The organism is Dermabacter sp. (assembly GCF_032550575.1).
GTDB lineage: Bacteria > Actinomycetota > Actinomycetes > Actinomycetales > Dermabacteraceae > Dermabacter > Dermabacter hominis.
Genome location: NZ_JAWFZC010000004.1, coordinates 157781 through 182437 on the forward strand (window position 1 = coordinate 157781; position 24657 = coordinate 182437).

Here is a 24657-nt window from a genome sequence, read left to right on the forward strand (position 1 = left end):
CATCCTTCGCTATCGAGTGCGGCCCCAGTGCGGCGGCACGTCCCGCATGAGCCGCTCGTCGTTTGAGTCGTCGCCGCGATCGGCCGGTGCCCGCTTCGGGATCACGCGGTCCTTCGCTGGCTCGACCTCCATGGGCTTTCCCGTGATGGAGGAAACGACGAGCCTGCCGCGAGCCTTTTTCTCGCTCACCGAGCCTCTCCCTCGCTTTGTTTCGCGAGGTAGCGGCGAATCGCGGCTGAAACTGACACGTCGAGCAGGACGCTGCGCTCGGTAAACGCCAGGAACTCGCGCACCTCCGTAGCGAGTTGCTCGGAGAATCGAGCCTGACCGTCCGAGCATATGTAGGCGACGACCTGATCGAAGTCGTCCGGTCCGTAGAAGCTCAACGGGTGACCGGCCGGGATCTTCGGCTTCGGCAAGCGATGGCGGGCAGCGCCCCGCCCGATTTTGATGTCCTGCTGCTCGAGGTAGTCGTGGTAGGCGCGCTCGACGCTCTTGATCACGCGTTCTGCTTCGCCCTCGGGATCGATGAAGAGGGCCCACGACCAGACGCGCTCAACAGTCCATCCCGCCGCTTCAAGGCGCTCTGCGCTCAAGCGGTCGCGTTCACGCTGGTCCGTGATTTCGCGGTAGCGCGGGCCGTCTGTCGCGACGGCGACGAGGTAGCGCCCGGGAAGCTCGGGGTGGGCGATCGCGAGTTCGACGCGCTCGCTCGACAGGCCGTAATCGAGTTCGACCGTGTAACCGGCGCGCCACAGGCGGTCGGCGAGGTCAGCGACGAGCGCTTCGGAGCTATCGGGGATGTCCGGTTCGGCGGGATGCTCAGGAGCATTATCGTCGGTAGCCTCGCCCTCGACCGCAGTTCCGGGTTCGCCTTCGTCAGCCGGCTCGTCGCCCTCGCTATCCTCGCCGGCGTCGACCGGTTCCGAGGGTTCGGTTTCGGCGGGGCTAGCGTCGGCACTCTCGTTCTGCTCGGCAGGTTCCGACGGCTCCTCGATCTCTACCGCAGCCTCGTGATCAAGCACGCTTTGCGAGAATCCAGCCTCGAGGAATTCAAGCAAAAGCCGCAGGTCACGCGCGCCCTCCGTGCGAAGCCTATCCACCTCGAGATCGCTGCTGCGCACGGCGCTTACGACGCTCGTGTGGAAGCGGGCTCGGGTCAAAACCGTGAGGAGGGCCCTGCGGCCGGCGTCCGTCGACAGCGGGCCGAAGCGATGCAAGAGGCGATCGTGGGGGGTGAGACCGAAGCCGAGTGACACGATGACGTCGTCGCGCACGATCGCTGTTGCCGCCTGCGCGGGCACGACCGTGAAGAATTCTTCGCGCTCGGGGTTGAAGAAGTCGTGTAGATCGGGCAGGCGACTCACGGACCGCATGACCGAGTCCTGGACGGCCTTGGCATGCGTGGGTGTGAGGGTCAGGACCGCGAGTGAGCGCTCGGGGTTGTGGCGCGCGTGGTAGATCACGAGGTCGGTGACGCGGCGAAGCTCGGCGTCGGTCGACTCCACAAATTCCGCGCCCTGGCGCACGGGGCCCCTGCCATCCGGGACGTAGATGAAGGTGTCCTCGTCGATGTGCTCGGGGCTCGGCGGCGCGAGCAGCGCACCCCATCCCGCATCGAGCGCCTTCGCGCGGTTCTCGACGAAGCGTCGCACGCCGCCGGTCGCGGGATGCGTGTCGCGCACGAGCCGCAGCACGGGCGCGACTTCACTCGCTTCGTCGAGGAGGCGGGCCATGCCCGAGTGGTGGGCGCGAACATCGTCGCCATCAACGAAGTCAAACGGGTCGCCGACGATCACGGCCTGGCTCGCTCGCGACAGTGCCGGGATCGCCGCGGCCGTGGGGAGTCGCGCAGCATCGGCGAGAATGACGAGATCGAAGTGGCGCCCGGCGGGAATCATTTGCGGCACCATGAACGGCGAAGCAAGCCACAGTGGCCGCGCACGGAACATGATGTCCTGATACTTCCCGGCAGTGTCGCGCACGCTCATCGTTCCCGGAGTATTGAGCTCAATAATCGCGCTGCGCGACGTTTCCGGGAAACGCTTCATGGTTTCCACGAGCAGCTCGTCCACGCGCTTGCGAACCCGGAAGCGACCGGCGTTGAGATTGTGCACGTCGAGGCGGCGATAGCGCTCGGCCACCTGGGAAAGCTTCGTACCGTCGTACTGCGAAAGGGTCGGTTCAGCGCGCGCGATGAACTCGAGCACGCTCACCCACCACGCGAGATTGAGCTCGGCGACGGCGAGGTCACTTGTGATTTCCGGGCCGCGAATATCGCGAAGGAGCGCCGTGAATCCCTCAAATTCAAGTTCACGCATGACCTTCGTGCGGCGAGGGAGAACATCGAGCACCTCACTTCGCGCGTTGAGCTCCTTCATGCGTTCGTGAAGCGCGCCAAGTTCGGTGTTGTCGAAGTCGGTGCCCTGCTCGGTGCCCGCGAGAAGAACCTGCAGTTCATCGAGGCTCTTTTGTGTGCTACCCACGAGCGCCTCAACCTCACCGAGCGACTTCGGTACAACCGGGGTGAGGCCAGCGTCGGTCGCGATCGCTTCCCACTGGCGGTGGATGTCCTGAGCGGCCAGGAGGTGCGCGCGCAAGTTCTCCGTGTTTTCCGACGGTTGCAGCATCGATTTTGCGAGCTTCTTCCAGCGGCGACGCTCGCCAAAGCCCATGACCGCCCCGTGTTCCTCGCGGAAGGTTTTGTCGGAAACCGCTGCGAGAAGCATGTCGATTTTCTCGTTGAACAGCTCCGGGCGCACGTGGCGGAAAAGGGAGCGCATGGCATCGAGAACGCGCACCGTGTGCCGAAGCTCCGCGAAGCTGCGGGCCTTTTCAAGGTTGCACGGCGCACCGAGAGCCTCGGCGTGCTCTATAAGCTGCGGAAGTGAGGCCTCATCGAGCTCGGTCACGAGTTCGAGTGCGCGCTTGGCCTGGTGCTCGCTCGTGATCGAGGCCTCGTACCACGGGGTGTCCTCGGGAACCATGCCGAGCGCGCCCGATTCGACTGCCTCGCGCATGAGTCGCTCGTACCGTTCGCGATCCTTGAGGATCGCCACGGCGACGTTCGACGTGAGTCGCACGCCCGTGCGCGGCGCGGGGCGGCGGCGTGCAAGATCGGCCAGTTCATTGATCGCTTCGTGGGCGCTCACACCCCACGGTTCCTGCACACGGTGCATCGCCTCGACGTGCCCCGTGAGCACGTCGCGCGCCTCTGCCAGCCCTTCGGGCTCAGCGAGACTGACGGGCGGCACGAACGAGCTTGCTTTCGCGAGCGAGAGCAGCATCGAGCGGCTCGCCTCGCGCTGGAGATGCGGGTCGGGGACGAGGCTAAGGAGGATGTCCTCGAGGCCCGCGGTCTCGATTTCTGACTGAAGCTCGGCGAGTCGACTCGAGCTTTGCGACACGAGAAGCACGCGTTTGCCGGCGGCGATCTGTTCAGCCGCGAACGCCACGACGGTGGGCGCTAGTGGGCGACCTGGCGCGCCGTGAACCACGAGTGCGGGGCGCCCCTGGAGGTTTTCGGCAATGAGGCGCGCATCGGCATCGGCGCTCGCGACCGACTCGGGCACCTCCTCTTCTGAAGAAGGCTCAACTGCGAGTTCATCGCGTGATTCTTCGTCACCCGCGAGCGCGCCGATGATCGGCAGGTCCGCGAGGTCCTCGGCCGGAACATCGAAGTCTTCGAGCATGGGGCCCGAGGTATCCACGAGGTTGCCAACGACAAGAGCGTGGGAGATGCGGAAACCGGGAAGCGGTTCCCCGAGCGAGCGGAACGCGTCGAGGACCGGCTGCGGATCGAAACCGTGGTGAGAGTCGGTGAGTTCGAGTAGCGCACGGGCGTCGATGAGGACGCCTTCGTCGCGAAGGGCCCTCAGCACGAGGGGGTTGAGGTCGACAGCGGCGTCAAGGTCGATGTCGATGTCCTCGCGGGCGCCACCTCGCACGTGCAGGTTGAGCGGACGCAAAAGGAGCGGCGCATGCACCTGCTCGCCCGAAAGATCCACCCAGGTTGCCTCCCCGATCGCGAGGTGGCACGTCGTGAGACCGCGGTTTTCGGCGTGGGCGAGGGCACTCTCGCGGATCTGGAATGCGGCTTCGCGCGCACGCTCGAGGGAGGCTTCCTCGCGCACGAGCGAAGAGAGTCGTGTGGAGCCGCGGCTCGCAAACAGGTGGGCGAGCCCCTGCGGATGCGAGTTCGTGAGGTCGAGAAACACACCCGAGCGCATGTCTGTCAGGAAGTCGTGGTCTCCGGCGAGTGACGCGAGAGCCGTGCGCCACGTCGCAAGCGATTCCTCGATCCGTTCCTCGCGGCTGGCTTCCGTCACGAGCACGCGCGAGAGGGCACCCTGCAGGTCGGTGACGTCATCATCGTCGTCGAACGCCGCGGGGGTGAACACGTGCGCGCCGGTGTCCTCGACACTGCTTTCGGTGTACTCGTGCATCGTTTCGCGCGTCTCATGCGGGTCACGAATCTCGAGCGTGGGCTCCTCGACCGCGTGCGAGCCGCCGTTATTTTTCGCGTTTTCGGCCTCGCTAGCGTCCTGGGCGCCCTCGGCGCTCGCCGATCGCCCCACCCACGAGCGCTCTTCGCGCGCACGTGCCGTCATCGCGTCAACCTCGGCCTCCTGGCCACTTTGAGATTTCGCGCGTTTTGAACGTCCAAACCAACTCACCTTCCCACGGTATCCGAGCCGAGCCCCTGAGCCACTGAGGCGGGCATGTGGCGCGCCGCTCCTTACCGCATTTTTACCCTCGCGCACTCTTCTCTGACGACGTTCACGAACCCTCCAGGTTTCTTCCCTAGCGTTTTCGTCGTAGCTTCCACACGGGAGGCTCACGCAGTTGAGACTCTACGAAAGGACCTGACATGGGATTCGATGATGCACTGAACAAGGCCAAGGGCGCGTTCGAACAGAACGAAGATAAGGTCAAGGATTTCGCCAAGGAGCACGACGCTCAGGTTGACGGCGCGATTGACAAGGCGAGCGAGAAGGCTCAGGACGTCGCTCCCGACCAGCTCGGCGACAAGATTGCTGACGGTGCCGACAAGGGCAAGGACGCATTCGACAAGTTCCACGGCTGATCCCCATTGACTCGTCGCTAGCGCCACGGCGTTAGCACTGAAGGGGCGTTTCCCGATTCCGGGAAGCGCCCCTTCTCGCATTCCATAGAGGTTGTGGGGATTTTCAAGGTTCGTGGTGAAGGGGAGCGTCGCGTCGCTGACGTAGAACGGCTCGTTGCCCTGCTGTGATGGGTGTTGTCAAGTCATCCACATCTCGGAGGACCACGAGCCTGTGCACGAGAATAATGGTTCGCAGCGCGATGCTGCGAGCTCTCTCCACTCTGATCCCTCGTGCCCTCGCTTAGGCTTCACGTCAGAATCAACTACTCAGTCCGCCAAATCGGGAAGTATAAGCTTCCGACGCTCGAACCACTCCAGGGTACTCGCAATACCGTCCTCAAGAGATGACGATGCAGTCCAGTTCAAGAGCTCCGCCGCCTTCCTGGAACGAGTAAACGCCCCAGCGCTGTCGCCAGGACGGCGCGGAGCTTCAACGACACGCACACTCTCCCCGACCACGCTCTCGAACGCGGCGACTAGCTCACGAACGGTAGTTCCTTCACCTGTGCCCAAGTTGATAACTTGATAGGCGGAGTCGGCTGCGATTTTTGCACCCTCCCTGACTGCAGCAACATGCGCCTCTGCGAGATCCCAAACATTGACATAATCTCTAATTCCCGAACCGTCCCGAGTGGGATAATCAGTGCCCGTGATTTGGAATTCAGTATCGCCTCGGTGTGCTTCAATCAACTTACCGAGGGCGTGCGAGGGTGAAGCTATTTGAAGCCCGGTTCTAAACTTAGGGTCAGAGCCAATGGGATTGAAGTAACGCAACGACAGTACGTTGAGGTCGCTCGCCGCAGCGATGTCTTGAAGCATTACCTCAAACATCGCCTTGCTTCTAGCGTATGGACTCGTAGGGGCCAGTTCTGAGCTCTCGTCTACCGAAAAGTCCTCGCTCACAGCGTAGATTGACGCCGAACTACTGAACACAAGCTGCGAACAGCCGTTCGCGATCAATCCGCGCACGAACGCCAGAGACTTGCTGATGTTCGCTTCGTAGTATCCCAGCGGGTCCGCAACCGAATCGGGAACCACTATCAGTGCTGCAAAATGAAGCACGACTGCGATGTCAGGATGCTCCTCATAGATCCGGTCTAGTAGGGCACGATCGTCGATATCACCCTCATAGAACGTCAAGCCCTTAACGAACTCACGTCGACCGGTGATGAGATTGTCCAGAACGACTACCTCGAAACCTTCGTCCCGAAGCCTAGAAGCAACCGTGCTTCCAATGTAGCCAGCTCCCCCTGAAATGAGCACTTTGACCGGGTGATTCATGAGCAACTCCTCAGATAGTCACAATAGTGGTTCAGATCCAGTCAATATAAATTCGTCAGAAACTTCCCAGATAGCCTGCGCCACGATCTCGTGTCCAAGCACCATTCCTGACCATTGATTGACATCTCGAGCGATCCGTGAAGGATCGGTGTGTCGGTAATTCTCAACTGTCAAACGTGACGGTCCAGCAGCCTCTAGGCCCAATGTAGGAACAACCAACTCAGGACTAAGCAACAGGGATTGCTTCTGCTCGTCGGGCAACTCCTCAACCTCCGCCACCTCGAATGAACATTGATCTATGTCAACGTTCGTGCCTGTCCCGCTCTTAAAAGACATACCGGACCAAGCTTCAGGAGTCATAATCTCCAGGCGCGAACTCGCCATAAACTTCGGTGACCGACACGACTACCGGTCCCCCAGCTAGAGCTACACCCGGCACCTCCGGGCAATGTCCGAACAGCTCTCAACTAAATTTATCATGGCTGACTCCACTTACCGAGAGGGTCCGAGTCCGAAGCCTGTTGGGAAGTTCAATCCTCATCATTCGCAAAACCTTCCTCACAGGGCATCAATTCGCAACAGAACTCGCTCACTGCTTCGTGAAGTTCAAGCCTATGATTTTCCACGAACGAGTTCCTCTGAACTCGTCTAAATAACTCGTTCGGATTGGACTTGCACTCATCTATTGGAGCAGCGCTGCGGTCGAGGCCGCGAACACCGGCACCAAGAACATCAAACGCACCGGCCGCGGATTCCGCAACCCAGAGAACTACCGGATGCGCATCCTGCTGACCAGCGCCGCAAAAACCGTAGCGTGAATACCCGCCCCAGCAGGATCATTCACCACAAATCGCGAAGAGCCGGTTATGGGGCTTCGGCGGAACCTCACGGATTTACCGCACCATTACCCCCACAACCCCTATGCAATTCAGTTATGAGTGGGTTAGTCCTCGTCGTCGTTCTTTCGCAGAAGCCAGATAGCCACGGCGATCGCGAGCAGCGCCACCACAATCACCGGGAGCCACAGCGCCCAGTTGAACGACTTCTTCTCATCGGTGACAACCTTGTCGGGTGTTTCGATCGACGTCGCAGTGGCCTCCGCGCTCGCCTTGTCATTCTTGTCGCCCTTACCGGCCGCATCGCCGCTCTTACCGGAGTCACCGGACGCCGAGCCACCGTCGGCCCCTTCGCCCGCGCTCTCTTCCGTGGCGGAGCTTGCCGCCTCCTCGGAAGGCTTGCTCGGGTCCTCCTTGACGGTGTAGGTGAGCGTGCCCGAAATCGGGTGGCCGTCGGAACTCACGACGCGCCATTCGAGGGTCATGTCGCCGGGAGCCGGGAGCTGGTCGAGCTCGACACGGACCTCGTGTCCATCGACCTGGGGCTCTCCCTCAAACAGAACCGTTCCGGCGGAATCCTTCGCGCGCACCTCGTTCCCGAGCTTGAGCGGCTCCGCGGAAAACTCGAGCGTAATGGTGCGGGCCTCCCCCTGGAGGATCTCGGCGCCATCCGCCGGCGTCGAACCCACGAGCCGGTCGTGCGCGAGTGCGGGGGCCGCGAAAATCATCATCGCGGCAAGAGCCGCACACACGAGGGTAAAAAAGCGAGAAGCGGGGCGTGATAGCGCGTGCATGAAAGTCCTTTCGCAAACACCGGCAATCAGCGGCGCGAGCGGGCCCGCTCGAGCTGCTCGGGTGAATCAATATCGCTCAACGAGCGGGCCACTAGCTCCGGCGCTAGTCCGCTCGCGCCTGCAAGCGTACCAACGTCAAGCCACGCCGACTGAACGGGCTCGGGCGTAAGCTCGCCGAGAGCGCGATAGAGGGATTTCGCGCTCGCCCCAACGAGAGAGCCGCCCTCCCCCGCAACGTGCGAAAGAGCGCGTGCAAGCACCGCGCGCGGCCACGCGGCGCACAGGAATTGCCGACGCCCGCCCGCATCCACGGCACCCGCAACCTTTCGGGGTGCTTCCGCGCACTCATATACGAGAGCGCCGAGCACGCGCGGCTCGAGCCATGGCATGTCTCCGCCGAGCACAAGCACCACCTCAACAGTGCTCCCGAGCCGCTCCAACTCAGCCAGTCCACGCGCGAGCCCCGCAACAGGGCCGGAAAAGGGCGGCTCCTCCCGCACGCACACCGCTCCGATGCTCTGCACGTCTGCGCCCGGCTCCCCCACGAGGACGAGAGGCGCACCCTCGCCGAGCGCCGAACGCGCCGCCAACAGCACGCTCGCGCGCATGGACCGCTCCTCGACCTCGAGAGTGGGTTTATCGACGCCGCCCATGCGCGAGCCACGGCCGCCGGCGAGCACGATCGCCGCACCTGTAACCTCGAAAGCTTCCATGTCTCCATCCTCCCACCCGCGCCGCTTCGCGTGACATCCGCTTCCGCGCGCCGCATGGAACTTTGAGGCTACGACGATCGCCGCTAGAGTGGAAGGGCTCGAAAGCGTGAAGCATGCGCTTTTCGATTGCCCTCGTAGCTCAGGGGATAGAGCACCGCTCTCCTAAAGCGGGTGTCGGACGTTCGAATCGTCTCGGGGGCACAACGAAAGCCCAGGTCATAAGGCCTGGGCTTCGCTGTTCGAATCTTCCGGTACACAGCGGATACGCAATAGTTTCTACCGCCATTCGACCGCCGCGTCAGCGCAGCGGCACCGGCCTTCCCGTGCGCACCGACTCCTGCGCAGCGTTCACGACCCGCACTGTGCGCGCCCCAACGGCGCCCGACGGCTCTTGCCCCTCGCCGCTGCGCACGGCTTCAAGGAAGGCATCGAGAAGGAGCGCATCGAGGTTGAGGCCGAAGGAGTGCCACTGCCCGGGGCCATCGACGCGTTGCGAGAACGCATCGATCTCGAGCTGGCCGCCTGTGCCGGCCACGTGCAGTTTCAGGCCTCCCCACGTGGGGGCTTCGGCGGGCTGCGACCACGAGCAGTCGATCGTCGCGATTAACCCGTTCGCGTACCGAAGCGTCACGAGACCGCCGGTCTCGGCATCACCGTCGTTCGTGTGGCCGTACAGCACGCCGTTCGCGACCGCGTGCACGGATTCGGGTTCGCCGAAGAGCGAATCGAGAATTTCGGCGATGTGCACGACGTGGTCGACGAGCGCCCCGCCACCGGCAGCTTCCGGGTCGGTGAACCAATCGCGGCCTGCGGGAAGCTTGCCGTTGTTGGCGCCCGCGAGCGCGATGATCTCGCCGAGGCTTCCGTTGTCAACGGCTTGGCGCAGCGCGGCAACCTGGGGCGAAAAATGCACGGGGAAGGCCGTCATGAGCACGACTGAGGCGTTCGCGCAAGCGTCGACCATCGCCTCGGCGTCCTCGACGGTTGTCGCGAGCGGCTTCTCGCACAGGACGTGGATGCCACGACGCGCCGCCTCGAGCACGAGAGCTTTATGGCCGGCATTGTCGCTACAGACGACAACGGCGTCGGGAGCCTCGCCGTCGAACGCCGTCCATGCCTCGTCGATCGTCGCGACGGTGCGCTCGGCGGGAACGTCGCCGAAGCCGTCCGGATCGGCGAGGACCACCTCGGTGTCGGCGCGACTTTCCAGCAGGCGCACGTAGGAAGCAGCGTGAACGTGGGCGGCGCTCAGCACGGCCACGCGGAGGGCGCGGCCCGCAAGGGTGGGGTCGGTCGCGTTCACAGCACGATCCTTTCGCCGGTACGGATGGATTCGCGGGCGGCCTCGGCTACGGCGATGGCGCGGGTGGCGTCGGAACCGTTCACGCGCGGGGTGGGCCCATCCGGGGTACTGCCGGGGTTTCCGACGCTCGCCTGCTTCACGCAGTTCCAGAAATCCTCGATCTCGGCCCCGTAGGGGTCGCGCATCCCGGCGACGCTCGGCAGGTAGCTCTTGCTCTCACCCGACGAGGCAACCGCGTCGAATTCGATCCCGGTGTTTTTCGCGGAGTCGTACGTGAGTTTGCCGCTGCTTCCCGCCACGTCGAAGGAGTAGTGGAAGACGGTGCCTTTCGCGCCCCACAGGCCGCGGCAGAACGTGAGTGCGCCGTTTGCGTGGGTGAGGATCACGTGAGCGGCGCGCACGCTCTGATCACCGCTCGAGATATTCTGTGTGGCGAAGACGCTTCTCACCTCGCCCGCGAGCCACAGCACCTGGTCGATGTCGTGAATCATCTGGTCCATGATGATGCCGCCGCTGACGGATTCGTCGGCGAACCAGGGCTGCGCGGGCATCGAACCGGAGCGCTCGAAGCGAAGCACGGCGAGCTCGCCGAGGTGGCCAGAGTCGACGGCACGGCGAAGCGCCTCATATTGGGGGAAGAACCGCACGACGTGTGCGGGGAAAAGAAGCAGGCCCGCCTCGCGAGCGTGCTCCGCCATGCGCGCAGCCTCACCCGATGAGAGGGCGAGCGGCTTCTCGCACAGCACGTGCGTGCCGTGATCGAGCGCGGCGTGCACGTACTCGGGATGCGAAGGGGTCGGGGTACACACGTCAATGACGTCGACTGCCCCGAGGAGACTCTCGAACGAGTCGTGGATCGTGACGGGCGCGAACTGGGCGGCGAAGTCTTCCGCTCCCTGGCTGCTGAACACGTGGATGTCGGCATGGAGGGCCCGCCAGCCGCGCGCGTGGGAACGGGAAATGCCGCCCGTGCCCACGATGCCCACGCGCGGCCGCGGCTCAGATTGGAGGATCATTCGTTCATTCTTTCAGGTGACACTGAACCGAAGGTTTTAGCGGAAGCTCGAGAGGGCAAAGCCTTCAATAACCTTCTTTTGCATGATGGCGAACGCGAGAAACACCGGGGCCATCGCCATGAGGCTCGCCGCCATAATCATCGGGTAGTCGGGCCCCACCAAGTGGTCGCCCTGGAGCATCGCGAGGCCCACCGCCACCGGGTATTTCTCGGTCGAGTTGATGACGACGAGCGGCCACAGGAGGCTGTTCCATGCCGAGAGCAGCGTGATCACGCCGAAGGAGAACAGCGCCGGTCGCGCGAGTGGAAGCATGATCTTCCAGAACATTTGCCACGGGTTGCAGCCGTCGAGCTTCGCGGCGTCCACGAGTTCCTCGGGGATGCGGCGGAAGTACTGCATCATGAAGAACACGCCGAATGCACTCACGAGGCCCGGGGCGAGGATCGCGAAGAAGTTATCGAGAAGCCCCGCCGCGTCGACCATCTGGTACTGCGGGATGAGGAAGATTTGCCCGGGAACCATGAGCACCGTGAGCAGGAGGAAGAAGATGACCTTGCGACCACGAAAGCGCATCCGCGCAAACGCGTAGCCGGCGAGTGAACACGTCACGAGTTCGGCAAGGACCCTCAGAATCGCGTAACTGACGGTGACGGTCATCTGCTCGGTAAACGGCACGAACTCGAAGACACGCGCGAAGTTCTCCCACCGGAGTTTCTCGGGCCAGAGGTTCATTGGGATTTCGACGACCTCGGCGCGGGTGCTCAGCGCGAGCTTGATCTGCCACAGGAAAGGGAACAGCATCGTGAGGGCGCCGATCGCGAGGATCAGGTGCGCATCCCACGTATGCCCGTGCAGGCCTTTGCTGCGCTTTTGCTTCTTCTTCCTCTTCGCCTTGGCATCGTCGAAGGGAAGATCGGGAGCGAGGGAATCAGTCATAGTTCACCCACTTCTTTTGGACCCGGAACTGGACGATCGTGAGAATGCCGACGATCACGAGGATCAGCAGTGCAATCGCGGAGGCATACCCCTTGTCGTCGCCCGGGAACGCTGCGCGGTAGAACAGATACACGAGCGAGAGCGTCTTCTTCGTGACGGGGTTGGCGTCGCCAAGAACCGCGAAGATGAGATCGAAGAGCTGGAAGCCACCGATGATGCTCGTGACCGTGAGGAAGAAGATGCTCGGAGTCAGCAGTGGGATCGTGATCGAGAAGAACTGGCGCCACGTTCCCGCGCCATCGAGCTGCGCGGCCTCGTACACTTCGGGCGGAATCGTTTTGAGGCCAGCCCCGAGCACGATGATCTTGAAGCCGATACTCATCCAGAGCCCCACGATCGCAACGACGATGAGAGCCACCCATTCGGTTGTGATCCACCGAGGGCCTTCGATACCGAAGAGCCGCAAGATGACGTTGACGATGCCGGCTTCGCTGTGGAAAATCATGCGCCACACCATCGAGATAGCCGTGGGCATCGCGATGTACGGCAGGAAGAACAGGGCGCGGTAGATGCCGGCGCCCTTAAGCCCCGGGCGCTCGAGCAGCGCCGCAAAAAGCACGGAGATGGGGATCGCGAGCAGAATGATGACCGTGTAGATCACCGTGTTGAGGAACGCACGCGGTAGCTGCGGATCCTCGGCGAGGCGTTTGAAGTTATCGAGCCCCACGAAGTGCGCGGGCTCGAAGGTTGACCACGACGTGAGCGACATGCCGAAGCTCATGATCATCGGCACGAAGTACATGAGGCCAATGCCGATCACGGTCGGGGCGATGAAGAGCCACGGCCAGATGCCGTCGCTCATGCTTCCGCGGTGCTTTTTCTTCCGCGGGGGCCGCTGAGTCGCCTCGTGAATCTCCTCAGAGGCGGCGCCAGCGGCAGCGTTCGAAACGTCGAGCGAGCTCACTCGCCCTTCTCCTTCGCGAGCACCTCGTTCATGGCCTTGGCGAGCTCGGTGCAGCCTTCCTCGGCGGTGAGTTCACCGGTGAAGACCTTCGTGAGGTACTCGCCCTCAAGCTCCTGCCAGTCGGGGCAGCTCTTCGAGATCGGGAACGCCACGCCGTTCTTCTCAGCCTGGTCGATGAACACCTGGAGGTTGAGTTCCGGGTGGGCGTTGACGTACTCGTCCTGAGTGCCGTTGAGGGCGGGGTTCGCCGCGCCGGATTCGGCGCTGATATTTGCGGCCTCTTCACCCGCCAGGAAAGCAACGAGAGCCTGAGCTGCCGGCATGTTCTTCGTGAACGCGGAAATGCAGTTGCCGATGCCGTGCACGACGGTCTTCGGGATATCGCCACCGGGCAGTGTCGCGACGCTCACATCATCCTTGGTCGAGGCCTTGAGCATGGCCGGCACACGCCAGTTGCCCGACCACTGCATCGCGCACTTGCCGCTCTCGAACAGAGCGTAGGCAGAGTTTTCGGCAAGGTAGTCCAGGTCGGGCGATGCGCCGATCTCGATCAGGTCACGCCAGAACTTCACGCCTTCAATGGTCTTGGGATCGTCGTACCCCGACTTCTTCTTGTCGTCGGAGATCACGTAGCCGCCCGTAATGGCGATCGAGTGGTAGTAGGACGCGGTGCGCGAGAACACCTCCGCGCAGCCCCACACACCGTCGGGCAGCTTCTCGCCGAGCTCGACGGCCTTTTCCTTGTAGGTGTCGAGCGTCCAAGTCTCATCGGGGTAGGCAACGCCGGCCTGGTCGAAGAGCTTCTTGTTGTACCAGATGGCGACGGTGTCGAAGTCCTTCGGCGCGGCGAAAGGCTCGCCGTCGACGCTGTACATGTCGGCGAGCGCTTCCGGGTAGTTCTTCGGATCGAACAGACCGGCATCCTGGAGCCCCTTGAGCGAGGCGAGCTGGCCGTTCTCGGCGTAGGAGCGGAAGTTCGGGCCCGTCATCCAGAACACGTCAGGGAGAGCTTTCGAGGACACCTGGGTGCGCAGCTTCCCGAAGTAATCCTTCCACGGGGTCATCTGGAGGCTGACCTTCACGTTCGGGTACTTCTCGTTGAACGCCTTGATCATGTCCTCCAGCATTTCCTGCTGGTTGACGTCCCAAAACGCGTAGGAGATGCTGCCCTTGATCTTTGCGGGGTCGTCGCCGATTTCGTTCTTCTTGCCCTCACTCGAGGTGCCTCCAGTGCCGGAACCGCCACAGCCAGCGGCGGCGGCTGCGAACGCAGCGCCACCCGCGGCGAGGAGGGAACGGCGGGCGATGGTGGATGTCGACATGATGTGCTCCTTGAATAGCGGGTATAGGGGTAGGGGTCAGCTGGCGAGCGCGTGACTTGGGTCGTCAGCCTGCTCGGTTGCGGGGTCGTTTTCGGTCAGGGTCGTGGGGGCGGGCAGTTGCCAATGTGCGAGCGCTGGTGCGCTCGGGTTCGTGAACGCGGTGTAGAGGGCTCCGACGGCTGTCGAATAGCGCCCGTGTGCCGAGCGCCTGATCCGCGGCAGGAAGGGGACGGTGAGGCGTTCCTTCAGGTAGGGGGCGAGGAAATCCGCGAGCGGTGCGGATGTCTCGCTCAGCGCGCCCGCGAGAACGAGAACCTCCGGGTCGAGGATCGCGACGAGGCGCGAAAGGGGGTCGGCGAGTGCTTTGAGATAGTCGTGCAGGCTCGCGAGGCATTCGGCATCCCCCGCGTGGGCCCGCTCGGCGGTCTGGAGGGGGCTTCTGCCAGATGGCCACTGCCAGTCACCGCATACCGATCCGGGGGTCCATTGAGTTCCGACGGCTGTCGTCATTTCGCCGGCGACGCCGTTGGCGCCTTCGAAGAGCTCGCCATTGAAGGTGACCGCGCTCGAGACGCGGCGCCCGAGCCACACCGTCACCTGGGATGAGTCGACCGTGCCGGCCCCGAGGCGGGCCTCGCCGAGCGCTGCAGCCTTGACGTCGTTACTCACAAAAAGCGGCACGTTTATGAGGGATTCAATTTCGCGATGAAAATCCCAATCATTAAGGTACGGCAGAACACGCGAAAGCTTGACCTTCTGCGCTTTGACGATACCCGGAACTGCGAGGCCAACCCCCGCGATCGAGGCGCCTTCGCCCACGATCCGAACCACGTCGTCGAGGTCTCGCAGGAACGTGTCGCGCGAGGGTTCGCGCACGCGATCCGCCTCGTAGCGCGCAAGAATGCGGCCCGCGCGATCGGTGGCGATCGCCCTGATCGCGTGCTCACCAATATCGACGCCCACCATCCTGTCGCTAGGAACGAAGGTGTATGTTCGCCCTGGTCGACCGGCTTTTCCTGTGGGACGTAGATCCGAGGTTACGATTTTTGCCGTCTCAAGAGAACGCAGAGCAGCGTCAATCGTGGGCCGCGAAAGATCGGTGCGGCTCGCGATAGCGCTTGCCGTGAGCGAGCGGTGGTCGCGCAGCAGGAGGAGGCACTGTTCTTCGGGGGAAACGTGAAGACCGGTTGCGCGCAGTTCGGGTTGAACCGAGCGCGATGCTGCACTCACATTTCGCGTGCGCGCCATGTGCGAACCTCCCCACCTCAGCGACTGCCGCGTTCGGGCCAGTAGTTTTTAAAGCCGCTTTAAATAAATCAATGCCGGGAGTTTTCGGCAAGACAAGCATCGAAATGTCGGAACCTGTTCATCGACAATTAAGATTCGCGCCGACCTCACGCCGTTTCCAGTAGGTCAGCGCACTATCAACCGCTCGTGGCAGCAAGAAGCCCCGAATGCGGGCGAGGCTACCAGCGCTCAGGATATCCGCCCTGTGTCGCGGGAATCGCCTGGCGCTGCGCGGCCGACCGTCGCGCCGCAACGATCGACATGCCTGTGACGGCAGCGATGATGAGGCCGAGACCCGCGAGAGCGCACAGGACCGCCGGAACGAAAACGTCGTGGGCAGCAACGTCGAGAACGCGCTGGACCACGGGCCCGGCAACGGTCGAATCGGTCAGAGTCTCGGGCACCCACAGCGCGTGGCCGTAGAGCACGCCGATCCAAGTCAGGGCCGTCACCAGTACGGCGACGCCCAGGAGCATGAGCGTGCGCAGCCGAACGCTCGACACGAGAAGCGCGCCGATGCCCGCAGCAATACCGACGACGGTAAGGAGGGTTGCGTTTACGGCGATGGCCTCAAGAATCTCAAACCAGCCGGCATCGAACGTACCGAGGTTGACGACGGTCGGTCCGACATCGGGGATGTCGAACGGGAGAATTGATTTCACGGGCGCGAGGAGCGCATCCCAGATTGGCGTGAGATCGGCGTGCACCGTCACGGTCGTGGCGCCGCTCGTGAGCTGGTCGTGGATGTCCCCCATCGTTCCCGACCACATCGTCCCGTAGGCCTCGGTGCCTGTGACCGCACCGACTTGGGACAAGAGCATGTCCTGCACCCCTGCCCGTAGGCTCTCGGGGATGGGGAGCCCCGCACCGACCTGGTTCATCGCCTCATTCGCGAGAGTCTTTTGCAGGTCGAGGTCGCGCGCGAGGGGGCTCGTGAGCGTCAAGAAGCCCTCGCGGTTCACGATGCGGTCGCGCACCCACGCGGCGGGCACGCTCACGGTTGTTGCCACGAACGAGACAAGCACCAGGAGCACGGCCCCGATTTCACGCACGATAGTCATAGGCTCACCTTACCGAACCGGCCATACCTCTTAAAAGGAAACGCCACCCCGGCACGATCCGGGGTGGCGTTCTCAAAGTCGTGATCAGTCAGCGATGCGGTAGAAGGACCAGTTCGCGTTCCAGAGCTTGCGGATGCTCGTGTTCTTTGCGCTGTTGCCCGCGTCGAGGATCATGCCGTTGCCGGCGTAGATGCCGACGTGGCCGGGGTAGTAGGCGAGATCGCCGGGGCGAGCCTCAGAGCGGGAGATGCGCTTGCCCATACGTGCCTGGGCGCCCGCGCTGTGCGGGAGGTGGATACCGTGCTGGCGGTACACCCACGACGTGAAGCCGGAGCAATCCCAGCCCGAGGGCGAGCTGCCACCGAACACGTAGCGAACGCCGATGCCTCGCTTAGCAGTCGAGAAGATCGAACCAGTAGCAGCCGACGAGCTCGGGGCTTCTTCGGTCTCGTTGTCGCGCTCCTCGCTCTTCTTTTCGCGCTTCTTGCGATCGGAGGTGTCCTCGGAGTTGTCGGTGTCCTCCGACTCGTCGTTTGCGCGCTCTTCGCGGCGGTCCGAGCGACGCTCTTCGGTCTCGTTGGTCTCGCGCGAATTCTCTTCGGTCTCGCGCGAATCCTCTTCGCGGTTGTCGGATTCGTCTTCGTCGCGGTCATTAAGAGCCTCGGGCTCTTCAACCTCAACCACGGGAGCTTTGGGCTTGAGGGTCGCGGCCGAAGCGGCGAACACGCCGAAAGCTGAGTCGTCGTGCTTCTGAGCGACGGGGATGGTCACAGCCGGGGCGGTGACGGGGGCGATGACATTCGTCGACTCGGCAGCGGCATCGGCCTGAGTCGTGCCGTCAGCGAGTGCGCCGGTGGAGCCGGTGAGCACGAAGGTCGCAGCGAAAGCAACGCCAGCGGTGCCACGGGTAGCGCGCGCCACGGGGGTAACGGGGCGCATCTGGCGGCGATGGGTGTTCGCGAAACGATTCGACACGTGGGGACCTTCCATGTTCTCGACCTTGCGGCTCCTGCCTAAGAGTTCGAGCTTCCCGGAGCAGGTATGAAAATCCAGGAGCTAGGGCGCGGCTCTTCCGCAACCGAGTACGACTCTACGAAACAAAACGCCTCCGTCAGTGGGATCTGACGGAGGCTGTTCCAAGTCTTTGACAGTCCTTTACCTAGACGGAATCAGGTCACACTGGATCGACCCCGATGTGGCCCGCATCGGAAGGAGTAAGCGAGATCGGTTCGCCGCCCTCGGTCTCGAGAACGATCGCGTCCGCGTCGGCATAAACGCGCACGTCAGCACCGGGAACGACCCCGTGGGCCTCGAGATCCGCCAGGAATGACACGTCCGACTGAATGACCTCCCCGATCGACGCAACCCGCACAGTGCACGGCCCTGCGCTCAGGTCACAATCCACGAGTCTTTGACCCGCACTTTGCCGAACTCCCGAGCCGTTGACCCCCTCGGCTACACCGGGGTGGATATCTTCAAGGCCGCCCTCGAGTTCGGCGAGGCCCGGGATCGGATTTCCGTAGGGATCGCGATACGGAGGGGTGAGGAGCGACGCGATCTTACGCTCAACGTCGAGGCTCATCACGTGCTCCCAGCGGCACGCCTCTTCGTGCACTTTCGAGTACTCGAGGCCGATGACGTCGATGAGGTGGCGCTCGGCGAGGCGATGCTTGCGCATCACGCCCGTGGCAATCCGCTCTCCCTCGATACTCAAGTGAATGACGCGCTCATCGTCAAGGAAGAGCAAGCCATCGCGCTCCATGCGCGCAACCGTCTGCGAAACGGTGGGTCCAGACTGATGCAGTCGCTCCGCGATCCGCGCCCGCATCGGCGTAATCCCGAGTTCGAGCAGCTCGAACACCGTTTTCAAGTACATCTCTGTCGTATCGATCAGGTCAGTCACGATGCTCCTTCGAGTGGGGCGCACGGGGCGCAGAAAATATGGGGCGCTAAATATGGGGGCGCTGCTCGATTCTATAAGTGAGGTTCCGACGGCAGCCCGGCAAGCGTCGGACCCCACATTGCTTGCGCTCCCCCGCCTCGACCGAGACGCACAAAGCGCCTCGCACTACACGTCGTGTGCCACGATCCTCGCGAGTAGCGTGAGCACTCCTGCCGTCGAGGCAAAAAACGCCGCAATCGCCGCAACGGAACCGACGAACATGCCGGCGGTATCCCCGTCCCGGACTGCACGCGCGAGAACCCACGCGGCTAGGGCGAGCCCCGCCACTGCGAGTCCGATGCCGATGCCTATAACAATCGCCCACTTGAGGAGCCCGAGTGCGCCGCCCACGATTGCGAGAAATAGAGCGCCAATGGCAAGAGCGGGCAAAAGGAGCGGAGAGCGCGAAGGGGCGGGGGCGTGCATGGTCACGGTGTCACCTGGCCTCAAGTTTCAATGGGATTCGTTCGCTATGCCATTCAATTAACACGCCACTGCACGTTATGCTCCACGCCATCGTCATCCTCGTAGGCCCGTACCCCCTGGTGTGCGCTGCTCGTGAGCCAAAATTGCCTCGCGTTCGCATTGCTCCCGTTGCTCTTCGCGGTGACCTGAACCTGGCCCGCATCGACGGGAGTGCCGGGCGTTCCGGTCTGAAGAGGTGCGGGCGTGGGTTGCGGCTGATTCATTCCGGGACCGAGGGACGGTGCGCTCATGCGGCCATCATAGACGCCGGCCGGCCACAAAGGTATGACAGGTCACACCCTCCCGGTGCGAATAAAGAAATCGCCCCGCACCACGCTCCTCGAAGGAGATGGCACGAGGCGAAATCGCATTGAGCAGAGGTGTGCTACGACAGCATCGCGATGAGGCCAATGATGATGGACACGACGCCGATGATGATCGTGATAACCGAGAGCACCGACGCGATGATGCCGAGCGCCTTGCCACTACCGCCCTTGAAGCCGCGCGCGGCGCCCCAAGCACCGAGCACGAGCCCCACGAGGCCGAGCGGGAGTGCAAGGGCATACACGAACATGAGCGGCACGAACGAGAGCCCGATACCGATCAGGGCCAGCACAAGACCAATGATGGCGAGCACAGTGCCGTTCTTCTTCGGTGTGCTTGCGGCGGTGGGCGCTTGCTGGTTGTAGCCCGCGGGGGTCGGGTAGCCGGTATTTGCGCTCGGTGCCGAGTAACCGCTTTGCACACCCGGGTTGCTCGGCTGGAACTGGTTAGCGCTCGAGTTCTGGGCGCTGTAGCCGCCCTGCGGCGCTGCCCCGTGATCGCCGGAGTTCATCGCACTGTAGCCGCCCTCGGGGGCCTGCTGCTGGCCATAGCCCTGGGCGTAGCTAGGCTGCTGGTTCTGCTGGCCGTAGCTCTGCTGGCTGTAGTCGTTGCCGTAGCTCTGCTGGCCATAGCTCTGCGCTTGGGGTGCGGATTCACTGCCGTACCCCTCGCTCACGGCGCTTGAAGTCTGGGCGCCGAAGCCCTGCGCTTCACCGGGCTGCTGGAAGGCCGACGCCTGCCCGGATCCCGCGGCGGTCGAGTCAAACTGCTGCGGCTCGTTCGCCGAAGGGGCCGACGGAGCCGAGTACGCGGGAGCTGCCGAGGTTGCCGACGCTGCCGGGGTTGCCGAGGTTGCCGACGCTGCGGATGCTGCCGTGCCGTACTGCGCGGCGCTGCTGTCCGTATTCGAGTAGCCGCTATCAGGCGCGCCACTCGGGGCGCCATAAGTCTGGTTCTGCTGCGACGAACCGTAGCTGGGCGCTTCGCTCGGCGCGCCATAGCTGGGTGCGCCGTAGCTGGCCCCGCCGTAGCTCTGCGACTGGGACGCCGCGCCCTCGTGGCCCGGTGCGCCGTAGGCGCCAAACTGCGTGGATTGCTCGCTGTGCTGCTCGGTGGCGCTCGACTCACCGCCGTGCGACGGTGCGCCGTAGGAACCAAACTGCGTGGATTCTTCGCGCGGCTGTTCGGGCTCAACGCCCGCCGGCTCACCCTGAGCAGCCTCGACCTTTTCCGGCTGCGCCTGCTCATTCTGTGCGGACGCACCGTAGCTCGGAGCCGCGGGAGCCGCTTCTGCGGCGTTGCCGTAGTGGGCGGGCTGGTAGGTCGAGCCGTACGACGGCACGTCTTCGCTTGTGTCCGGAGTCGCTTCGGGATTCTGCGAAGCTTCGGGGGACTTTCGATCTCCCTCAGCCTCAGCATTCTGCGAGGCGAACGGGCCGACCTCGTGCACAACGCCGCCCTCGGGCGTCGCAGCAGCGGACTCGTCGTGCGAAGGGGCGAGCGCTTCCTGCGCCTGCCAATTCGGTGCCGATGACTGCTCCTGCTGGGCGTTCTCGACGCTCGGCGAATTCTCGGGTTTCTCGGGCTCTGGGTAGCCCTGGGGATTGTTGACGGGATCGTTGCCGTAAGGAGTACTCATGCCTCCCATCCTAAAAGCGGCTTCCTTAGAAACCTTTGGCAACGCGTGGGGCGAGAAACCGTCGGATCTCAGGCCTTCCCCACCGGCATGAGGAACATAAACGCGTACGGAGTCAGCCCGAAGAACACGAGCGGGAACGAGGCGGCGATCGCGGCAAACGAGAGGAGGACGCTTCCGCCCTGTCGCTGCGAAAGGCGGACGCTCAAAAACGCGAGCACGAGCGCGAGAGCCGCGAGGGGCAGTGTTCCAAGGCCAAAGCGCTCGAAAGGTTCGACGAACGAGCACACGACGCAGACAAGACCGAGAAAGCTCAGCACGAGCGAGAGCGCGGCGAGGCCGAGACCCGTGCCAAAGAGGTACTTGAGGAACGCGCCGCTGCGAGAGGTGCGCGCGGGCGTGGAGTCCCAATTCGAAGCGCCCTCAAGCATCGAGGGGTTGAAGCGTGGGGCCTCGCTCGGCGTTTTCCTGGTGGGTCCTGATGTACTCATGCGGCAAGGCTACTGAGTGTGCCGGCGTCGCGGGGCGCGCAACTTGTCGCAATCTTGAGACAGCGAACGCGGTGCAGGACTCGCGAGCGAGCGAGGTCGAGCTTCGCCTATCCGTGACGGGAGGGGACGCCCGCTAGAGGCCCTCTCGTACGAGCCTCGCGGTCTCACTCGGACTCGTTCCCACGCGCACACCCGAAGACTCGAGCGCCGCCTTCTTCGCGCGCGCCGTTCCGCTTGAGCCGCTCACAATAGCGCCCGCGTGCCCCATTGTTTTGCCTTCGGGAGCGGTGAAGCCAGCGATATAGCCGACGACGGGTTTCGTGACCTTCGCGCGGATGAATTCGGCGGCGCGCTCCTCGGCGTCTCCCCCGATTTCACCGATCATGACGATCACCTCCGTCGCGGGGTCTGCTTCGAAAGCATCGAGGGCATCGATGTGGCTCGTGCCCACGACCGGGTCGCCGCCGATTCCGATCGCGGTCGTGAAGCCGATGTCGGAGAGTTCGTGCATCATCTGGTACGTGAGGGTGCCGGATTTAGAAACGAGCCCGATCGGGCCCGGGCCCGTGATGTGGTCGGGGATGATCCCCGCGTTGGACAGACCCGGCGAGACGATCCCCGGGCAGTTCGGCCCGATGATGCGCGTGCGACCACTGCGCTGCGCGCGCGCATAAAACTCGACGGTGTCCAGAACAGGGATGCCCTCCGTGATGACGACGACGAGTGGCATACCCGCCTCGATCGCTTCGATCACGGCCCCCTTCGCAAACCTGGGCGGCACGAAAACCACGGAGACATTCGCGCCGGTTTCGCGCATCGCTTCGGCCACCGTGCCGAAAACCGGGGTCCGACGGTTGCCGAGGTCCACGTCGCTCCCGGCTTTCTTCGGGTTGACCCCACCCACGATCTGGGCGCCCGCGGCGCTCATGCGGCGCGCGTGCTTGAGACCCTCGCTTCCGGTGATGCCCTGCACGATGATGCGGGAGTTGTCGTCAAGAAAAATCGCCATGATTGCCCTACTTTCCAGCGGCGAGCGCGGCGGCTTGCCTCGCGGCGTCGTCCATTGAATCCGCGATGTGCACGAGCGGGTGCTTCGCGCGGCGAAGAACCTCGCGCCCCTCCTCCACGGCGTTGCCGTCGAGTCGCACGACAATCGGCTTCGCTGCGCGGTCGCCGATTCTCTCGAGGGCGCCGACGATGCCGAGGGCGACTTGATCGCACGCGGTAATACCGCCAAACACGTTGATAAATACGCTTTTCACCTGAGGGTCGGCGAGGACCAACCCGAGCCCATCGGCCATGACGCTCGCCGATGCACCGCCGCCGATATCGAGGAAGTTCGCCGGATGAATCCCGCCGAAGTCGCGACCCGCGTAAGCGACAACGTCGAGAGACGACATCACGAGGCCTGCACCGTTGCCCACAACGCCGACTTCGCCGTCGAGCTTCACGTAATTGAGGCCGAGGCGCTGGGCCTCTTCCTCCAGGGGGTCCTTGCTGTCGGTTGAGGCGAGGGCGGCAAGGTCGTCGTGACGAAACAGCGAGTTATCGTCGATCGACACTTTGCCGTCGAGGGCGAGGATCTCTCCCCTCGTGGTGGTCACGAGGGGGTTGACCTCGACGAGAGTCGCGTCTTCGTCGCGATAAACCTCCCAAAGCCGTTCGAGAACCGGGACGATGGCGCCGATCTGCTCGGCATCGAAGCCCGCAGCTTCGAGAAGATCGCGCGATGCTTCCGCCGTGAGGCCCTCGAGCGGGTCGATTTCGTGGCGCGCGAGCGCCTCGGGCTTGTCTTTGGCGAGTTGCTCGATCTCGACGCCTCCCTCTTTCGAGCACAGCGCCGTGAGGCCGTGCGCCGAGCGGTCGAGAAGAATCGAAAAGTAGTGTTCCTCGGCGATCTCGGCGCCCTCGGTAACCAGGACGGAATGCACCGTGTGCCCCTTGATGTCCATACCGAGGATCGCGCGGGCTGCATCTTCGGCTTCCGCTGGAGTGCGAACGACCCGAACGCCGCCGGCCTTTCCGCGACCGCCGACCTTGACCTGGGCCTTCACGACCAGCACGGGAGAGTCGAGCGACTCCGCGGCTGTGCGCGCTTCCTGCGGGGTTGTCGCGAGACGGGCGTCGAGAACGGGAACGCCGTGGCGGGCGAATAGCTCACGCGCGTGATGTTCGAGAAGGTCCACGGGGGTCCTTTCATGGCAGGCAATTGTCACTCCAGGTTAGGGGATCGCCACAGCCAAGCGGCTCAGCGGACACCCGCGCGCCCGTCACACCCGCCATACCGGGCCCGTTACGATGGAACAATGACGAGCCCCCGCCCCCAGCGTAGAACGCTCCGCCAGCGCATCATGGATCACCTTTTCTTTTCCGTCGTGGTCATGACGCTCTTTTTCGTGGTCCTCTCACTCATGGGGATCAAGGCGAAGTTCGCGAGCCTCGTGCTGTCGATCCTGCTCACGCTCGCGCTCAACGTGGGGCTTTCCTACTACTACGAATGGCGTCGCGACCGCGAGCGTGCCGCGATCCGCGAGGGCCGCGCGAATGTGCGCGACAGACGCGATGGCGATATCCGCATGAGGGATGAGAAGTAATGGCCAGTTGGAAGACCTACGCGAAGGCGGCCCGCAACACGGCGCGCAAGCAGGCTCCCGGCGCGAAGCGCGCCGTGCAGCGGGAGGCCCGCGCCTACGCGAGCGGAGCGCAGAAAGTGTGGGAGGCGAAAGCAGCCGATAACGTGCGCCGTGGCGCCGAGAGCGCGAAGAACTCGGCGAGCGAATCGGCAAAGACGATGCGCGCGGCCGCGAAGGTCGCGGGGCGCCGGTATCGCCGCGCGAATATGACGAAGCGCCTGCTCGCGGCCCTGCGCGACACGTCAATCATCGCCCTCTCGCTCGGCGCGATCTGGTTTGTGTTCTCGAGGATCATCCCTATTCCGGTGACGTGGATGCTCATCCTCCTCGCGGTGATCGTGCTCTTGCGGATCATTGCCGCTCTCATGCAGGACGCCTACGAAGAAACAGACCTCGACGATCCGGAGGGCATTCCTGGCGAGGAGCTCCCCGAAGGCGCGAAGGTCAAGAGGTTTAAGTCCTGATCGAGTTCCCTTTTCGTCGATAGCATGAACGGGGCGCTTTTCGCGCCCCGTTTGTCGTCCCCGC

Annotated in this window: 24 protein-coding genes and 1 tRNA gene; 5 read left to right on the forward strand and 20 right to left on the reverse strand. The window is 63.5% G+C overall.

Annotation, left to right across the window (positions count from 1 at the left end):
• Positions 1-9: 9 nt before the first annotated feature.
• Together E6X30_RS06080 and E6X30_RS06085 are read right to left on the reverse strand one after the other, a co-directional pair.
• Entirely contained in the window at positions 10-189 is a 180-nt protein-coding gene (locus E6X30_RS06080; protein ID WP_070435478.1) for a hypothetical protein, read from the reverse strand.
• Positions 186-4676 (reverse strand): hypothetical protein, encoded by a 4491-nt coding sequence (locus E6X30_RS06085; protein ID WP_316335896.1) that lies wholly within the window; start codon positions 4674-4676, stop codon positions 186-188. Before E6X30_RS06085 ends, E6X30_RS06080 begins: the two co-directional genes overlap by 4 nt.
• Before the next feature lie 194 nt (positions 4677-4870).
• Between E6X30_RS06085 and E6X30_RS06090 the strand changes: the two genes are divergently transcribed.
• On the forward strand, positions 4871-5086 hold the full coding sequence (locus E6X30_RS06090; RefSeq protein WP_016663957.1) for an Rv0909 family putative TA system antitoxin: 216 nt from the start codon (positions 4871-4873) through the stop codon (positions 5084-5086).
• Positions 5087-5392: 306 nt separating this feature from the next.
• Here the strand turns inward: E6X30_RS06090 and galE are convergent, their stop codons facing one another.
• Positions 5393-6406 (reverse strand): UDP-glucose 4-epimerase GalE, encoded by a 1014-nt coding sequence (gene galE, locus E6X30_RS06095; RefSeq protein WP_016663956.1) that lies wholly within the window; start codon positions 6404-6406, stop codon positions 5393-5395.
• Positions 6407-7086: 680 nt separating this feature from the next.
• Here galE and E6X30_RS06100 point away from each other — a divergent pair.
• The gene (locus E6X30_RS06100) at positions 7087-7224 is read left to right on the forward strand and encodes a transposase (RefSeq protein ID WP_396334968.1); all 138 of its coding nucleotides are present in this window, start codon (positions 7087-7089) and stop codon (positions 7222-7224) included.
• Between the two features lie 125 nt (positions 7225-7349).
• Here E6X30_RS06100 and E6X30_RS06105 read toward each other — a convergent pair whose 3' ends face one another.
• Positions 7350-8036 (reverse strand): copper resistance protein CopC, encoded by a 687-nt coding sequence (locus tag E6X30_RS06105; RefSeq protein WP_316335897.1) that lies wholly within the window; start codon positions 8034-8036, stop codon positions 7350-7352.
• A gap of 26 nt (positions 8037-8062) precedes the next feature.
• Positions 8063-8749, reverse strand: a complete 687-nt coding sequence (locus tag E6X30_RS06110; RefSeq protein WP_316335898.1) for an NTP transferase domain-containing protein — start codon at positions 8747-8749, stop codon at positions 8063-8065.
• A 128-nt stretch (positions 8750-8877) separates the two neighbouring features.
• Between E6X30_RS06110 and E6X30_RS06115 the strand changes: the two genes are divergently transcribed.
• A tRNA-Arg gene (locus tag E6X30_RS06115) sits at positions 8878-8950 on the forward strand.
• A 97-nt stretch (positions 8951-9047) separates the two neighbouring features.
• On the opposite strand, the gene E6X30_RS06120 is transcribed toward E6X30_RS06115, so the two are convergent.
• From E6X30_RS06120 to sucC, 15 genes are all read right to left on the reverse strand, one after another.
• Positions 9048-10052 (reverse strand): Gfo/Idh/MocA family oxidoreductase, encoded by a 1005-nt coding sequence (locus tag E6X30_RS06120; RefSeq protein ID WP_316335899.1) that lies wholly within the window; start codon positions 10050-10052, stop codon positions 9048-9050.
• Complete coding sequence (locus tag E6X30_RS06125; RefSeq protein ID WP_316335900.1) at positions 10049-11068, reverse strand: Gfo/Idh/MocA family oxidoreductase; 1020 nt, start codon at positions 11066-11068, stop codon at positions 10049-10051. Before E6X30_RS06125 ends, E6X30_RS06120 begins: the two co-directional genes overlap by 4 nt.
• A gap of 36 nt (positions 11069-11104) precedes the next feature.
• Positions 11105-12004, reverse strand: coding sequence for a carbohydrate ABC transporter permease (locus tag E6X30_RS06130; RefSeq protein WP_101686698.1), 900 nt, complete (start codon positions 12002-12004; stop codon positions 11105-11107).
• Positions 11997-12968: a sugar ABC transporter permease gene (locus tag E6X30_RS06135; RefSeq protein WP_316335901.1), complete on the reverse strand. Its 972-nt coding sequence runs from the start codon at positions 12966-12968 to the stop codon at positions 11997-11999. Before E6X30_RS06135 ends, E6X30_RS06130 begins: the two co-directional genes overlap by 8 nt.
• Positions 12965-14290, reverse strand: a complete 1326-nt coding sequence (locus E6X30_RS06140; protein ID WP_096883267.1) for a sugar ABC transporter substrate-binding protein — start codon at positions 14288-14290, stop codon at positions 12965-12967. Before E6X30_RS06140 ends, E6X30_RS06135 begins: the two co-directional genes overlap by 4 nt.
• 36 nt (positions 14291-14326) lie before the next feature.
• Positions 14327-15538, reverse strand: coding sequence for an ROK family transcriptional regulator (locus E6X30_RS06145; RefSeq protein ID WP_316335902.1), 1212 nt, complete (start codon positions 15536-15538; stop codon positions 14327-14329).
• A 218-nt stretch (positions 15539-15756) separates the two neighbouring features.
• Positions 15757-16638, reverse strand: a complete 882-nt coding sequence (locus tag E6X30_RS06150) for a hypothetical protein (protein WP_016663947.1) — start codon at positions 16636-16638, stop codon at positions 15757-15759.
• An 84-nt stretch (positions 16639-16722) separates the two neighbouring features.
• Positions 16723-17628 (reverse strand): C40 family peptidase, encoded by a 906-nt coding sequence (locus E6X30_RS06155; RefSeq protein WP_016663946.1) that lies wholly within the window; start codon positions 17626-17628, stop codon positions 16723-16725.
• Positions 17629-17812: 184 nt separating this feature from the next.
• The gene (locus tag E6X30_RS06160; RefSeq protein ID WP_016663945.1) at positions 17813-18541 is read right to left on the reverse strand and encodes a metal-dependent transcriptional regulator; all 729 of its coding nucleotides are present in this window, start codon (positions 18539-18541) and stop codon (positions 17813-17815) included.
• Positions 18542-18706: 165 nt separating this feature from the next.
• Positions 18707-19012, reverse strand: a complete 306-nt coding sequence (locus E6X30_RS06165; protein WP_016663944.1) for a hypothetical protein — start codon at positions 19010-19012, stop codon at positions 18707-18709.
• Between the two features lie 47 nt (positions 19013-19059).
• On the reverse strand, positions 19060-19296 hold the full coding sequence (locus E6X30_RS06170) for a hypothetical protein (protein WP_016663943.1): 237 nt from the start codon (positions 19294-19296) through the stop codon (positions 19060-19062).
• A gap of 134 nt (positions 19297-19430) precedes the next feature.
• The gene (locus E6X30_RS06175) at positions 19431-21008 is read right to left on the reverse strand and encodes a hypothetical protein (protein ID WP_316335903.1); all 1578 of its coding nucleotides are present in this window, start codon (positions 21006-21008) and stop codon (positions 19431-19433) included.
• Between the two features lie 68 nt (positions 21009-21076).
• Entirely contained in the window at positions 21077-21496 is a 420-nt protein-coding gene (locus E6X30_RS06180; RefSeq protein ID WP_016663941.1) for a hypothetical protein, read from the reverse strand.
• A gap of 133 nt (positions 21497-21629) precedes the next feature.
• The gene (gene sucD / locus E6X30_RS06185) at positions 21630-22505 is read right to left on the reverse strand and encodes a succinate--CoA ligase subunit alpha (RefSeq protein ID WP_016663940.1); all 876 of its coding nucleotides are present in this window, start codon (positions 22503-22505) and stop codon (positions 21630-21632) included.
• 7 nt (positions 22506-22512) lie between these two features.
• Positions 22513-23682 carry an ADP-forming succinate--CoA ligase subunit beta gene (gene sucC, locus E6X30_RS06190; RefSeq protein WP_016663939.1) on the reverse strand — a complete coding sequence of 390 codons (1170 nt, stop codon included), beginning with the start codon at positions 23680-23682 and terminating at the stop codon, positions 22513-22515.
• Positions 23683-23802: 120 nt separating this feature from the next.
• Here sucC and E6X30_RS06195 point away from each other — a divergent pair, with 120 nt between their 5' ends.
• The gene (locus tag E6X30_RS06195; protein WP_016663938.1) at positions 23803-24090 is read left to right on the forward strand and encodes a hypothetical protein; all 288 of its coding nucleotides are present in this window, start codon (positions 23803-23805) and stop codon (positions 24088-24090) included.
• Positions 24090-24593: a hypothetical protein gene (locus E6X30_RS06200; protein WP_016663937.1), complete on the forward strand. Its 504-nt coding sequence runs from the start codon at positions 24090-24092 to the stop codon at positions 24591-24593. Before E6X30_RS06195 ends, E6X30_RS06200 begins: the two co-directional genes overlap by 1 nt.
• Positions 24594-24657 lie beyond the last annotated feature (64 nt).

Excerpts from the sequence above, each read along its gene's own strand:
- E6X30_RS06180 (WP_016663941.1), bottom strand. The coding sequence starts at position 21,496 with ATGAGTACATCAGGACCCACCAGGAAAACGCCGAGCGAGGCCCCACGC.
- E6X30_RS06175 (WP_316335903.1), bottom strand. The coding sequence starts at position 21,008 with ATGAGTACTCCTTACGGCAACGATCCCGTCAACAATCCCCAGGGCTAC.
- E6X30_RS06155 (WP_016663946.1), bottom strand. The coding sequence starts at position 17,628 with ATGGAAGGTCCCCACGTGTCGAATCGTTTCGCGAACACCCATCGCCGC.
- E6X30_RS06150 (WP_016663947.1), bottom strand. The coding sequence starts at position 16,638 with ATGACTATCGTGCGTGAAATCGGGGCCGTGCTCCTGGTGCTTGTCTCG.
- E6X30_RS06140 (WP_096883267.1), bottom strand. The coding sequence starts at position 14,290 with ATGTCGACATCCACCATCGCCCGCCGTTCCCTCCTCGCCGCGGGTGGC.
- E6X30_RS06110 (WP_316335898.1), bottom strand. The coding sequence starts at position 8,749 with ATGGAAGCTTTCGAGGTTACAGGTGCGGCGATCGTGCTCGCCGGCGGC.
- E6X30_RS06130 (WP_101686698.1), bottom strand. The coding sequence starts at position 12,004 with ATGACTGATTCCCTCGCTCCCGATCTTCCCTTCGACGATGCCAAGGCG.
- E6X30_RS06125 (WP_316335900.1), bottom strand. The coding sequence starts at position 11,068 with ATGATCCTCCAATCTGAGCCGCGGCCGCGCGTGGGCATCGTGGGCACG.
- galE (WP_016663956.1), bottom strand. The coding sequence starts at position 6,406 with ATGAATCACCCGGTCAAAGTGCTCATTTCAGGGGGAGCTGGCTACATT.
- sucD (WP_016663940.1), bottom strand. The coding sequence starts at position 22,505 with ATGGCGATTTTTCTTGACGACAACTCCCGCATCATCGTGCAGGGCATC.
- E6X30_RS06090 (WP_016663957.1), top strand. The coding sequence starts at position 4,871 with ATGGGATTCGATGATGCACTGAACAAGGCCAAGGGCGCGTTCGAACAG.
- E6X30_RS06145 (WP_316335902.1), bottom strand. The coding sequence starts at position 15,538 with ATGGCGCGCACGCGAAATGTGAGTGCAGCATCGCGCTCGGTTCAACCC.
- E6X30_RS06200 (WP_016663937.1), top strand. The coding sequence starts at position 24,090 with ATGGCCAGTTGGAAGACCTACGCGAAGGCGGCCCGCAACACGGCGCGC.
- E6X30_RS06195 (WP_016663938.1), top strand. The coding sequence starts at position 23,803 with ATGACGAGCCCCCGCCCCCAGCGTAGAACGCTCCGCCAGCGCATCATG.
- E6X30_RS06105 (WP_316335897.1), bottom strand. The coding sequence starts at position 8,036 with ATGCACGCGCTATCACGCCCCGCTTCTCGCTTTTTTACCCTCGTGTGT.
- E6X30_RS06170 (WP_016663943.1), bottom strand. The coding sequence starts at position 19,296 with ATGAGCGCACCGTCCCTCGGTCCCGGAATGAATCAGCCGCAACCCACG.